Below are 13,441 nucleotides of genomic sequence, written 5' to 3' on the forward strand. Positions count from 1 at the left end.
ATGCTACACCTTCTTCCTTAAACAAGCAATATAAAAGCCATCTGTTGCAAAATAATGCGGTAAAATTTGTACTTGACCTTCATCAATATACGGACTTAGCTTTTCTGGCATACGCTCTTTTATCGTAGTATCCCACTCAAATTCAGGATGCTCTTGTAAAAATCGCTCTATTACTTGTTCATTTTCTATTTTCTCAATTGTGCACGTACTATAAACAAGGCGACCACCTTGTTTTAATAACGGTGCGATTTTTTCTAGTATTGCAAGTTGAATCATCGATAATCTTTCACTATCGCCTTTATCTTTACCTAACTTAATATCAGGCTTACGTCTAATTACACCAAATCCAGAACATGGTGCATCTACTAATATTTTATCAAACGTTTCATTCGCAAATTGTTCTTGCACTTTTCTAGCATCTAGTGCTTTTGTTTCGACATTTTCTAGACCAAGTCGCTCTGCTTGTTGTTTAATTAAACGTACTTTGTGTGCATGTAAATCAAGAGACATAACTTGACCTGTTCCTTTTAATCGCTCTGCAATGTGCGTTGTTTTTCCGCCCGGAGCAGCACAACTATCAAGAACTACATCTCCCTCATTCGGTTCTAAAGCACGTGCTACAAGCATAGAGCTTTCATCTTGAATAGAAAGAAAACCTTTTTTGAACGCATCTGTATGCGCTACATTCCCTCTTTCAATTTGAATTGCATCCTCTGATAAATCGCCGCGCTTCGCTTCTATACCTTCACTAGCCAACAACTCAATTGCTTCTTCTACTGTTATTTTATCAACATTTACACGTGCTGTTGGTACAGGTGGTAACATGTTCACTTCACACATTTTCGCTGCTGTCTCTAAATCATATTCAGAAGCCCAGTCTTGAACAAGCCACATTGGATGACTTGTTGCAATTGCCAAACGTTCTACTGGATCCTTGATTTCATCTAAAGAAGGTATCCCTTCTCTCTGAATCGAACGCAATACACCGTTTACCATACCAGCAATCCCTTTATGCCCACGACGCTTTGCAATCTCAACCGCTTCATGAATGGCCGCTCTTTCTGGCACTCGGTCTAAATAGATCATTTGATATAAAGATAGACGAAGCAATACTCTTACCCACGCCTCAACCTTCTTTTTTAAAAAAGGCTGTAAATAATAATCTAATGTGTCACGACGTTGAATCGTTCCATATACAATTTCAGTTAATAAACCAATATCTTTTCTATCAATTGCATTTTTTTCAATTAGATTATTTAAAAGTAAGTTACTGTATGCACCACTTTTTTCTACTTGAATTAAACCATCAAGAGCTAATTCACGAACATTTTTTCTCATGCATTTTCTCCTAACTTCGTTCCAATTTCAGGTTTTGTGCCACGTAAAAACTGCGAACAACTCATACGCTTTTTACCAGAAGGTTGTAACTCAGTAACTTTAACACCTGTTTCATTACCAGTTGCTACAATAAAACCATCTTCTTCAATCGCAACAATCGTACCTGCTTCAGCTGATTTCGTTACAGGTACTTTTTCTCCCCACCATACTTTAACAACTTGTCCTGCTAAAGTTGTATAAGCGACTGGCCATGGATTCAATCCGCGAATGTGATTGTATACTTCTTCACCTGTTTTTGTCCAATCAATCTTCTCTTGCTCACGTTTTATATTATATGCAAACGTTACTTCTTCTTCGTTTTGTTTAATTGGTTCTAACTTACCTTGAATTAATAAAGGTACTGTTTTAGATAGAAGGTGCGCCCCTGCCTCGCTTAACTTATCGAATAAAGAGCCTGTCGTTTCACGCTCTTCAATTTCCACTTCTACTTGCGTTAAGATATCACCAGCATCCAATTTCTCTACCATATACATAATTGTAATACCCGTTTTTTCTTTCCCTTCCATAATTGCATAATGGATTGGTGCACCACCACGAAGTTCAGGAAGTAAAGAAGCGTGGACGTTTATACATCCATACTTCGGTGCTTCTAAAATTTCATTTGGTACAATCTGACCAAACGCAGCTGTTACAATTAAATCTGGCTCTAATGCCAATACTTTTTCATATTCGTCTTTTTCACGAATTCTTAACGGCTGTAACACCGGAATACCATGTTTTTCCGCTTCAACTTTAACAGGTGTAGGTGTTAATACTTTTTTTCTACCTACAGGACGATCGGGTTGCGTCACTACACCAATTACATCATAGCCATCTTCGATAAGACGACGAAGCACCGGCACTGAAAAGTCCGGTGTTCCCATAAATACTACTTTTATCATTTAAAAACCGCTCCTTTTAATACCTATTCTAATTCGTTTTCCTCATAATATCTTGTCACTTTCGATGTAAATAACACACCGTGTAAATGATCGATTTCATGTTGAATTGCACGCGCTAAAAATCCTTCTGCTTCTAGTAAAAATACTTTACCTCGGCGATTTTGAGCACGTACTTTAATATAATCCGCACGTTCCACTTCACCATAAAGTCCCGGGAAGCTTAAACAGCCTTCGGGACCTACTTGTTCACCACGTTTTTCTAGTATCACTGGATTGATTAACTCGATTTTCCCCGTATCATCACCGATATCAACTACCGCTACTTGCAAGCTTACACCTACTTGAGGCGCAGCTAAACCGACTCCGTCCGCAATTAACATTGTTTCATGCATATCTTTCAACAATTTCACTAACTTTTTATCAAAGTTAATTACTCTTTCACATGGTGTTTCTAACACTTCATTTGGATGCTTTACTATTTCTAAAACTGCCATATTTCCCTCCGCTACATTAACATTGTTGGATTAAAATCAATTGAGATTTGTAGCTCTTTTTGCATTTCTGCTTGATAATGTTTATTTACCATTTTGAGCACGTTCTTTAAGTTTGGTTCCCGTTTGTATTTTATCATGCATTGATAACGATATCTATCTTTTATCCTTGGAATTGCTGAAGCAACCGGTCCTAACACCATCGTTTGCTGCGAGCAATGCGATCGTAAATGACCGACAATTTTTTCCGTCACTTGCACTGCCTTTAATAATTCCGGATGAGATACCGTTACAAGTACAACATAGTAATAAGGTGGATATTGTCTTGTTCGTCTCATTTGCATTTCTTGGTCAAAAAACACATCATATTGTTGGTTCTTTGCTAACTCTATACTGTAATGTTCTGGCGTATAGGTTTGAATTATAACTTCCCCTGGTAATTCATGTCGGCCCGCTCGTCCACTTACTTGCGTCAACAACTGATACGTCTTTTCACTCGCTCGAAAATCAGGTAAGTGAAGCATCGTATCTGCAGTTAAAACCCCGACAAGCGTTACTTTAGGAAAATCTAATCCTTTCGCTATCATTTGTGTTCCAAGTAATATATCTGCTTTTTCTTCCCCAAATGCCTTTAATAATTTTTCATGCATTCCTTTGCGACTTGTCGTATCTACATCCATTCGAATGACTCGTGCCTCTGGAAATAGTTTTGTAATTTCTTCTTCTACCTTTTGTGTACCTGTACCAAAGAAACGAATATATGTACTTTGACAAGCAGGACACGCATTCGGCATATTCTCTTCGTAACTGCAATAATGACATTTTAAACGATGATTCATTTTATGATATGTCAGCGAGATATCACAATGCGGACATTGTACAACATACCCACAATCACGGCACATAACAAATGTAGAATGACCTCTTCTATTTAAAAAGAGCACCATTTGTTCTCTCTTTTCTAATCGATCTGCTATTTTTTCATGCAGTGCCTTCGAAAACATGGAACGATTTCCATCACGAAGTTCCTCACGCATATCAACAATCTCTACTGTCGGTAAGGCTTGTTCGTTCATACGTTTTTCCATCGTTAGTAATTCATACACACCTTTTTTCGCTCTTGCAAACGATTCAAGTGTCGGTGTTGCACTACCAAGAATGATAGGACATTTATGATATTGTCCCCTCCACACAGCTACATCCCTTGCATGATACCTCGGATTATCTTCTTGCTTATAGCTCGATTCATGCTCCTCATCAATAATAATAATCCCTAAATTTTCAAAAGGAGCAAATACAGCTGAACGTGCACCAACTACAACTTTCACTTCTTTTCTTAAAATCTTACGCCATTCATCATATTTTTCTCCAACAGACAGCGCACTATGAAGAACCGCAACTTGCGAGCCAAATCTACCTTTAAAACGATCTACCATTTGAGGCGTTAGTGCAATTTCAGGAACAAGCACAATAGCTTCTTTCCCTTTCTCGAGCACCGCCGCTATAGATTGTAAATATACTTCTGTTTTTCCACTTCCTGTAACACCATATAGTAAAAATGGATTGTAAGTTTCATTTGTAATTGATGATAAGATTGGTGCAATAACTTGCTTTTGTTCCTGCGTAAGTGGGAATGGTTTCGTTTGTTCAAAATTATCATCGTCATACGGATTCCGATATACTTCCACATACTTTTCTGAGATTAGCCCTTTTTTAACAAGTGCTTTAATCGGAGCATCTGTTATTTGCAACTCTTCTGTTATCACTTTCAACGGCACACTTTTATAATTTTCCACAAAATAATAGAGTACATCTTGTTGTTTTTTGCTTTTCAGTTCAAATGCTGCTAATTCTAATTTATCTTCTGGCAACTCTGGTTGAACGACTCTTTGTTTCTTCTTTTGCACTTTATCTTTTACCTGATAAACAACTTCAATCGTGCCATTTTTAATTTCTTGTTGAATCGTGCGGTATAGATGTGGCTGCGTCTCAATAACTTCCCAATCTATCGCTTCTTTGTCCTGAAATAAAAACATTAGTTCAGGTGCTACTTCTTCTTGTTTACGCAGTTGTAGACGCTTTTTATACGTCGCTTTTATCGCCGTTGGAAGCATGACTTGAAAAGCTGAAATCATATAACATAACGTCTCGCTTGTAAGCCAATATCCAAGCTTTAATAATTCCTCGTTTAAAACCGGTGTTACATCTAATATTTCATGGATTGTCTTTAACTTCTTACTTTCTACTTCAGCCGAATCTTTGATCCCAATAATAAAGCCTTGCAATTTTCTTGGGCCAAATGGAACTACTACACGCATGCCTGTCTGGACAATATCTTCCCACTTTTTAGGGATAATATAATCAAATGGTCGATCTGTCTGACGTGCAGGTACATCAACAATTACACTTGCAAATTTCATAGACGACCATCTTCTAACATCATTTCAATTTGCTTTAATATTTCACGAGCAACCTCTTTCTTCGTTAAAAGTGGCAACTCTATAACTTCTCCATCTTTTCTATACATTGTTACAATGTTCGTATCAGTGCCAAATCCAGCTCCTTGTGCCTTTACATCGTTCGCAACAATCATATTCGCATTTTTCTCACGTAATTTTTTTGTTGCATATTCCTCTACGTTTGTCGTTTCAGCCGCAAAACCGATAAGTAACTGTTTGTCCTTCATCTCACCTAACGTTTTTAAAATATCTACTGTTCTCTCGAGTTCGATTACAGCATCACCATTTTTCTTTTTCATTTTATTATCATGAACATATTTTGGGCGATAATCTGCAACTGCTGCTGTTTTAATGACAACATCTACGTTTTGATAATGGTGCAAAACTACTTCTAACATATCTTGTGCAGATTCCACTTGTACCGTATTTACATGTAATGGTGGGTTTAATGCTGTCGGTCCCGAAACAAGTATGACATCAGCACCTAAGTTCGCTGCCACTTCCGCAATTGCATATCCCATTTTCCCAGAAGAAAAATTGGTCATAAAACGCACTGGATCAATCTTTTCACGAGTTGGGCCAGCAGTTATTAATATTTTTTTTCCTTGCAATGGTTTTTTTGCTGAAAAAGCCTCTTCTAACCGTGCAATAATTGCTTCAGGTTCTTCTAGCCTTCCCTTGGCTACATAACCACACGCTAAAAAACCTTCTCCAGGCTCAATAAATGTATATCCTAACGTTTTTAACGTCATCATGTTTTTTTGAACAATTTTATTTTCATACATATGCACATTCATAGCAGGTGCAATCCACACTGGAGCTGTAGTAGCTAACAAAGTAGTTGTAATCATATCGTCTGCAATACCGCCAGCTAACTTCCCAATACAATTGGCAGTAGCAGGTGCAACAAGTACTACATCTGCCCAATCTGCTAAATCTATATGTGCAATAACAGCTGAGTCTTTCTCATCGAATGTATCTGTATATACGTCATGGCGAGAAAGTGCTTGAAATGTAAGAGGTGTAACAAACTTCATTGCCGACTCACTCATCATTACTTTTACAATAGCACCAGCTTGTGTCAATTTACTAGTTAACGCAGCCGCTTTAAAGACCGCAATGCCTCCTGTTACACATAGAAGTATCTTTTTCCCTTTTAGCATATGGCTCGTCCTCTTTCTTTTTCAAACTTATAATACTGAATCAGAATTCCCAGCTCGTCAGTACCAATATGTCTTCCCTATCGTAAAAAAATAACAACCTACTTGTAAATAGGTTGTTACCGTTACATAGAAAATTATAAAGTCTATGTTTTAATTTGTCGAAAAGAATGTCTTAATCGATGATTTTGTCTTCGCTTGGTACATATTTTAATACTTCTGCATCGATTTCTTCTAATGATTTACCTACACATTTATGAGAAACAGGTTGCTCAATAACACAATTGTTCGCAAGTTGCATTTCACGCGCACGTTTTGCAGCTACTGTTACAAGTGTATATTTAGAATCGATTTTTGTTAATAATGAATCAATTGATGGATTTAACATAATTATAGACCCTCCGTCATTTCTTTATAATATTTTGCTACTCTTTCGCGGCGGCAATGTTCACCAACCACAATTGCTTTAATTCTTTCACAAGCTAATTCAACTTGATCGTTTTCTACAACATAGTCGTAAGCGTCCATCATTTCGATTTCTTCTTTCGCTACCGTTAAACGATTTTCAATAACATCTTCAGTTTCTGTACCACGGCCGACAATTCGGTTCTTTAGTTCAGATAAACTTGGAGGTGCTAAGAAAATAAATACACCTTCTGGGAAAGCTTTCTTAACTTGAATTGCTCCTTGCACTTCAATTTCTAAGAATACATCTTTTCCTTCTTGTAATGTTTTTTCAACATAGTCAATCGGTGTTCCGTAATAATTACCTACGAACTCAGCCCACTCAAGTAATTTTTCATTACGAATCATTTCCTCAAATTCTTCTCTCTCTTTAAAGAAATAATCCACACCATCTACTTCTCCTTCACGTGGCTTACGTGTCGTTACTGAAATGGAGTACTGAAAACGTGTATCCTCATGACTAAACAGCTCTTTTCGAACCGTTCCTTTACCAACCCCAGAAGGTCCTGAAAGAACGATGAGCAATCCTCTTCTACTTCTCATAAATATGTAAAACCTACCCTTCCTCACTTAAATCTTCTTTATTATTCAAACGATGTGCAATCGTCTCTGGCTGAATTGGACTTAATACTACATGCCCATCATCCATAACAATAACCGCCCTTGTTTTTCTCCCATACGTAGCATCAAGTAAAGCATTATGTTCGCGTGCTTCCTGTACTGTCCGTTTAATAGGAGCTGACTCCGGACTTACAATAGCAATAATTCGATGAGCGGATACAATATTTCCGTATCCAATATTTAAAAACCGCATGGCCATAGTTTGCGCCTCCTAGTAAGTCTATCCGATTTCTCCACCACGTATAACTTTATATATTTTTTGAAAGCTACTCAATATTTTGTACTTGTTCACGAATTTTTTCAAGGTTATTTTTCATTTCTACAACATATTTTGAAATTGTTAAGTCATTTGCCTTAGAACCAATCGTATTAATTTCTCTATGCATCTCTTGAACGATGAAATCCATTTTCCTTCCAACAGGCTCTTCTAGCTGCAGTGTTTCACGAAATTGCTCTAAATGACTTTGCAAACGGACTAACTCTTCGTGAATATCACAACGCTCAGCAAAGATTGCAACTTCTGTGAGCAATCTTTGTTCATCTAACTCTTGATTATGTAATTCTTTTAAGCGATTTTCTAATCGTTCACGATATTTTTGTGTAACAATTGGTGCATGCGGAATAATTGCATTTACACAATTGTGAATCTCTTGTAAACGATACGCTATATCTTTATGTAATCGTTCTCCTTCGCCATCTCTCATCGTTTTTAACATATGAGCAGCTTGGCGAACAGCCTCATATAAACTGTTCTCAAATTGTTCATTTACATTTTCTGCTTCTTCAATCGCTGTTACTTCTGGCATTGCCATTAATTGCTGAAGTGTAACAGAATCTTGTAATTGAAATTTTCCTTTTATATCTTCCATGAGCGATTGGTACTGCTCAAGAAGCGACCAATTCACACTTAATTTTCTTTCAACAAGCCCTTCACCCGTTATACTAATAGACACTTCAATACGTCCACGTCGAACTTGCTCTGCAATTATTTTACGGATTTTGTCTTCGAATACCATCATTTGCTTCGGAAGTCGAATACTCATCTCTAGAAAACGGTGGTTCACCGATTTCATTTCTACTGTAATTTGAAAAGTATCATTTTCTACTTTTGACCTTCCAAATCCTGTCATACTACAAATCATTTTTTATCACATCCAAGCCATGAAATAACTCAATGAAAAAGGTAATAGAGACAAGGCTCTACTACCTTCTGTAAATTATATCACATTTTCATATCATTGACTATTTCAAGTTTAATCCCTTCTTATATAATACTGGCTTTTCCTTCTTCCCCTTTTTCCCTGTTAATAAAGAACCTACTAATAAGAAGGTCGGAATTGATGACAAACCTCCAATTAACAACCAATCTCTCGCTTGTATTGGCATTGTACTAAAGATCGGTTGTAGCGGTGGGTAATATATAACCACTAACATTAACAGTAAAGAAATGATAACCGCTCCTACTAAATATACATTCCCAAACGGATTACGGTGGAAGATAGAATGTTCACTTCGGCAATCAAATACATGAATAAGTTGTGCAAGTACTAACGTCGCAAACGCCACAGTTTGTGCATATTTCAGCTCATTTGGGTGTTGATTATATGCAATAATAAACGCCACTAACGTCACTGCTCCAATTAGAAAACCACGGCTTATAATTTTCCATGCAAGCCCTCTAGCAAATACCCCTTCTTTCGGATGACGCGGCGTTCTCTTCATCACGTCCCCTTCCGCCTTATCCAATCCTAATGCCATCGCCGGTAAACCGTCAGTAACTAAGTTCACCCATAAAATTTGAATGGGAACCATTGGCAGCGGTAATGCAAGTAACATTGCAAATAACATGACTAAAATTTCTCCTACGTTCGATGCTAATAAATAACGAATAAACTTACGTATATTCTCGTATATATTTCTACCTTCTTTAATTGCTGATTTAATCGTAGCAAAATTGTCATCCAGCAATACAAGGGAAGAAGCTTCTTTCGCAACGTCTGTCCCTGTAATTCCCATCGCTATTCCAATATCCGCTGTTTTTATAGCTGGAGCATCGTTCACACCATCACCTGTCATCGCTACTATATGCCCTTTATTTTGCAACGCTTTAACAATTTTCAATTTATGTTCTGGTGATACACGAGCGAATACATACGTATCTTCTACAACATTTTCTAATTCTTCTACATCCATATTTGCAAGTTCTATCCCTTCAACAACACGTCCACCTGGTGGTAAAACCCCTAATTGTTCTGCAATCGCCATTGCAGTCACTTTATGGTCCCCTGTAATCATAACTGTTCGAATACCAGCTTCTCTGCACTCTTTTACAGCCTGCTCTACCTCTAGTCTTGGCGGATCAATCATTCCTTGTATCCCAACCAACATAAAATCTTTTTCAACGTCTCTTTCATGTTCAATAGAATCTGTTACTTTTAAAGGCTTAAAGGCAACTGCAATTGTTCGAAGAGCTTGACTACCTAAGCTATGAATAGCCGCCTGTACTTCTTTTCTATACAACTCACTTAACGGTTGTTGCTTATCCCCCCACAAAATTGTTTGGCTCATTTGCAAGAGGACATCTGGTGCTCCCTTCGTAACAAGAAACTTTTTCCCTTCTCTATCTCGCACAATAACACTCATCATTTTTCGAGTTGAATCAAACGGAAACTCACGAATAATTTCAAATTTCCCTTTCAGTGCCTCACGCGTTATCCCCGCTTTCATTGCTGCAGCTACAAGCGCTCCCTCAGTTGGATCTCCATCTAATACATACGCCTTTTTCTTTTGAATAATATTTGCGTTATTACATAGTGAACCAAATGTAAGTAGTTGATAAAGCGCTTTCGTCTTAGCTGGATTAATTTCTTTTTCACCTTTTACAAAAGAGCCATTAGGTTCATACCCTTGGCCTGTTACTTTCCACAACTCTCCACCTGACCACATATGTGTTACCATCATTTTGTTTTGCGTCATCGTTCCTGTTTTATCAGAGCATATAACGGAAGCACAACCTAACGTTTCTACTGCTGGCAACTTCCTTACAATTGCTCTCTTTTTAATCATACGCTGTACACCAAGCGATAAAGCTACTGTAACGATTGCTGGTAATCCTTCTGGAATAGCAGCAACAGCTAACGACACGCCAGCTAAAAACATATGATACACTTCATTCCCTTGATACACACCGGCTAATACGACAAGCGCTGTCAAAACAAGAGCCACTATAATTAATATTTTTCCAAGTTGCTCTAATCTTCTTTGCAGTGGTGTTTCCATTTGCTCTGCATTTTGTAACATATTTGCAATTTGGCCCATCGCTGTATTCATACCCGTTGCTACAACGACTCCTGTTCCAGCTCCTCGTGTAATCATCGTACCCATAAAAGCCATATTTTTTTGATCACCAATTGAAACATCTTGCCCTTGCAATGCTTCTACTTTTTTCTGCACCGGTACTGACTCTCCTGTCAAAGCTGATTCTTCGATATATAAACTCGATGCCTCAACAAGACGTACATCAGCACCAATTCGATCGCCACTAGAAAATTTAATAACATCACCTAAAACGAGTGCTTTAGACGGTGCCTTTATCCACTTTCCATTCCGCATTACAGTAACTTGCGGGGCGGCTAGCTCTTTTAAAGCTTCCAATGACTTTTCAGCCTTTCTTTCTTGGAAAAAGCCGAGAATACCGTTGATAATCACAATTGCAACAATCGCAATCGAATCAATGTATTCCCCTAAAAAAGCCGAAACGATTGTTGCACCAAACAAAACAAGTACCATGAAATCTTTAAATTGCGCTAAAAAGACCATTAGTGCAGAAGGCCTTTTCGCTTCATCTAATTCATTTGTACCAAATTTCTTTATTCGCCCTTCTGCTTCTTTCTCTGTCAATCCAACCTTCACATTTGTATTCGTTCTTTCTTCCACTTCATGTGCGCGCATTCCATACCAGTTCATCCTGCTATCGACCTCCTCATTCCAGACATACTCTATTGAAAGCTTATTCAGCCTCGTCCAAAAAAATGCTATAATTAACTTTTAGTTAGAAAGGAGTGTTTTTATGGCATTCGATGGATTATTTACAAGAGCAATTACACATGAAATTGCAAATTCTCTTTACACGGGGAGAATTTCAAAAATATATCAACCTTCAAAATATGAGATTTTATTACATATTCGAGCAAACGGAAAAAATCAAAAACTGATTCTTTCCGCTCATCCGACATATGCACGTTTACACTTAACAAATCAAAATTACGATTCACCTGCACTTCCACCAATGTTTTGCATGCTTCTTCGTAAGCATTTAGAAGGTGGATTCATTGAAAAAATTGAACAAATTGATTTAGAGCGTATTATTCAAATTACTGTGCGAAGCAGAAATGAAATTGGTGATGAATCACTAAAAACATTAGTAATTGAAATAATGGGACGACATAGTAACATCATTTTAGTAGACACAAAAACAAACAATATTTTAGATAGCTTAAAACACGTTTCTTTAGCGGTAAACCGACATCGAACGGTATATGCTGGAGCGGAGTATATTGCACCACCAGCACAACATAAAATTAACCCACTTCAGATTGAAACAAATGATGAATTTATTAGACCGCTAGACTTTCTATCTGGAAACATGGATAAACAGCTTGTCGGCACCTTTACGGGAATATCACCATTATTCGCAAAAGAAGTAGTGAAAAAAGCTGGTATGGTAAATGAAAAAGCATTAGCAGACGCATTTTTCTCCATACAAAAACCATTATTAACTCATACATATTCACCAACGATGACTACTTCAAATGGGAAAGAATTCTTCTACCTTTTCCCTCTTGCACACTTGCAAGGGACAGACAAGACGTTCTCATCTGTTAGTGAATTGCTAGACCGTTTCTTTTTCGGAAAAGCAGAGCGCGACCGTGTAAAACAACAAGCTTATGATTTAGAGCGCTTTATGCAAAACGAAAAAAATAAAAATGAGAAAAAACTCATTAAACTACAAAAAACATTACAAGATGCTGGAAAAGCAGATAAATATCAACTATTTGGCGAACTACTTACAGCCAATATGTACGCTCTGAAAAAAGGTGATAAAGATATTGAAGTCGTTAACTATTACGATGAAAATGGCGGAACTGTAAAGATCACATTAGATCCTTTAAAAACGCCTTCTGACAATGCACAACGCTATTTCCAAAAGTATCAAAAGGCAAAAAATTCAGTTGTTGTTGTAGAAGAACAAATCGCAAAAACAAATGAAGAAATTCTTTACTTTGATAGCTTACTTCAACAAATGGAAGCTGCTTCTTCAAAAGATATTGAAGAAATTCGCGAGGAATTAGCTGAAGAAGGTTATATGCGCAATCGTAAAACGAAAAACGCAAAGAAAAAGCCTACTAAACCATTATTAGATAAATATTTAGCAAGTGATGGCACAGAGATTTTCGTTGGTAAAAACAATAAACAAAACGATTATTTAACAACGAAATTTGCTCGCCGTGATGAAATTTGGTTACATACGAAAGACATACCTGGTTCTCACGTTGTCATTCGTTCTTTAGAGCCTGCTGAAGAAACTTTACTAGAAGCTGCCAAGATTGCTGCCTATTACAGTAAAGCAAAAGAGTCTAGCTCTGTACCTGTTGATTTCACCAAAATACGCCATGTCAAAAAACCGAGTGGTGCAAAACTTGGTTTTGTTACGTATGACAATCAGCAAACTGTTTATGTAACACCAGATGCTGATACTGTAATGAAATTAAAAGCGTAAATACAAAAATGCGTTGCTTTTAAGCAACGCATTTTTTATATGTTTTCAATTTAGTTGCTATATCCATTCCATATTGTCAAAAAAATTGACAGCTTCATTTCATATTTGTATAAATTTTTTTACACCATGTAAATAACGTACAACTGCAATTCCAATCAATATTTTTTCATCCCCTGCTATTTATTGA

11 protein-coding genes are annotated in these 13,441 nt (G+C 37.2%); 1 reads left to right on the plus strand and 10 read right to left on the minus strand.

Annotation, left to right across the window (positions count from 1 at the left end; all coding sequences use genetic code 11):
- Positions 1-3: 3 nt before the first annotated feature.
- The 10 genes from rsmB to ACUXEY_RS09915 form a co-directional block, all read right to left on the minus strand.
- The gene (gene rsmB, locus ACUXEY_RS09870) at positions 4-1,338 is read right to left on the minus strand and encodes a 16S rRNA (cytosine(967)-C(5))-methyltransferase RsmB (protein ID WP_461300576.1); all 1,335 of its coding nucleotides are present in this window, start codon (positions 1,336-1,338) and stop codon (positions 4-6) included.
- Positions 1,335-2,279 (minus strand): methionyl-tRNA formyltransferase, encoded by a 945-nt coding sequence (gene fmt, locus ACUXEY_RS09875; RefSeq protein ID WP_166702013.1) that lies wholly within the window; start codon positions 2,277-2,279, stop codon positions 1,335-1,337. The genes rsmB and fmt overlap by 4 nt, the downstream gene beginning before the upstream one ends.
- A 23-nt stretch (positions 2,280-2,302) precedes the next feature.
- Complete coding sequence (def, locus tag ACUXEY_RS09880) at positions 2,303-2,773, minus strand: peptide deformylase (RefSeq protein WP_166702012.1); 471 nt, start codon at positions 2,771-2,773, stop codon at positions 2,303-2,305.
- Between the two features lie 11 nt (positions 2,774-2,784).
- Positions 2,785-5,190, minus strand: coding sequence for a primosomal protein N' (gene priA, locus ACUXEY_RS09885; RefSeq protein ID WP_461300577.1), 2,406 nt, complete (start codon positions 5,188-5,190; stop codon positions 2,785-2,787).
- Entirely contained in the window at positions 5,187-6,392 is a 1,206-nt protein-coding gene (coaBC, locus tag ACUXEY_RS09890) for a bifunctional phosphopantothenoylcysteine decarboxylase/phosphopantothenate--cysteine ligase CoaBC (RefSeq protein WP_166702010.1), read from the minus strand. The genes priA and coaBC overlap by 4 nt, the downstream gene beginning before the upstream one ends.
- Before the next feature lie 172 nt (positions 6,393-6,564).
- Positions 6,565-6,777 (minus strand): DNA-directed RNA polymerase subunit omega, encoded by a 213-nt coding sequence (rpoZ, locus tag ACUXEY_RS09895; protein ID WP_000933968.1) that lies wholly within the window; start codon positions 6,775-6,777, stop codon positions 6,565-6,567.
- Positions 6,778-6,779: 2 nt separating this feature from the next.
- Positions 6,780-7,397, minus strand: coding sequence for a guanylate kinase (gmk, locus tag ACUXEY_RS09900; protein WP_001257740.1), 618 nt, complete (start codon positions 7,395-7,397; stop codon positions 6,780-6,782).
- A gap of 13 nt (positions 7,398-7,410) precedes the next feature.
- Positions 7,411-7,674, minus strand: coding sequence for an extracellular matrix/biofilm regulator RemA (gene remA / locus ACUXEY_RS09905; protein ID WP_001251456.1), 264 nt, complete (start codon positions 7,672-7,674; stop codon positions 7,411-7,413).
- A 67-nt stretch (positions 7,675-7,741) separates the two neighbouring features.
- Complete coding sequence (locus ACUXEY_RS09910) at positions 7,742-8,617, minus strand: YicC/YloC family endoribonuclease (protein WP_461300578.1); 876 nt, start codon at positions 8,615-8,617, stop codon at positions 7,742-7,744.
- Positions 8,618-8,717: 100 nt separating this feature from the next.
- Positions 8,718-11,441: a calcium-translocating P-type ATPase, SERCA-type gene (locus ACUXEY_RS09915; protein ID WP_461300579.1), complete on the minus strand. Its 2,724-nt coding sequence runs from the start codon at positions 11,439-11,441 to the stop codon at positions 8,718-8,720.
- Positions 11,442-11,544: 103 nt separating this feature from the next.
- Between ACUXEY_RS09915 and ACUXEY_RS09920 the strand changes: the two genes are divergently transcribed.
- Positions 11,545-13,254: an Rqc2 family fibronectin-binding protein gene (locus ACUXEY_RS09920; protein WP_461300580.1), complete on the plus strand. Its 1,710-nt coding sequence runs from the start codon at positions 11,545-11,547 to the stop codon at positions 13,252-13,254.
- Positions 13,255-13,441 lie beyond the last annotated feature (187 nt).

This window comes from Bacillus sp. F9_6S_D1_P_5, from assembly GCF_054823925.1.

Coding starts and splice junctions, on each gene's coding strand:
- remA (WP_001251456.1), bottom strand. CDS start 7,674: ATGGCCATGCGGTTTTTAAATATTGGATACGGAAATATTGTATCCGCT.
- rsmB (WP_461300576.1), bottom strand. CDS start 1,338: ATGAGAAAAAATGTTCGTGAATTAGCTCTTGATGGTTTAATTCAAGTA.
- def (WP_166702012.1), bottom strand. CDS start 2,773: ATGGCAGTTTTAGAAATAGTAAAGCATCCAAATGAAGTGTTAGAAACA.
- fmt (WP_166702013.1), bottom strand. CDS start 2,279: ATGATAAAAGTAGTATTTATGGGAACACCGGACTTTTCAGTGCCGGTG.
- gmk (WP_001257740.1), bottom strand. CDS start 7,397: ATGAGAAGTAGAAGAGGATTGCTCATCGTTCTTTCAGGACCTTCTGGG.
- rpoZ (WP_000933968.1), bottom strand. CDS start 6,777: ATGTTAAATCCATCAATTGATTCATTATTAACAAAAATCGATTCTAAA.
- priA (WP_461300577.1), bottom strand. CDS start 5,190: ATGAAATTTGCAAGTGTAATTGTTGATGTACCTGCACGTCAGACAGAT.
- coaBC (WP_166702010.1), bottom strand. CDS start 6,392: ATGCTAAAAGGGAAAAAGATACTTCTATGTGTAACAGGAGGCATTGCG.
- ACUXEY_RS09915 (WP_461300579.1), bottom strand. CDS start 11,441: ATGAACTGGTATGGAATGCGCGCACATGAAGTGGAAGAAAGAACGAAT.
- ACUXEY_RS09920 (WP_461300580.1), top strand. CDS start 11,545: ATGGCATTCGATGGATTATTTACAAGAGCAATTACACATGAAATTGCA.
- ACUXEY_RS09910 (WP_461300578.1), bottom strand. CDS start 8,617: ATGATTTGTAGTATGACAGGATTTGGAAGGTCAAAAGTAGAAAATGAT.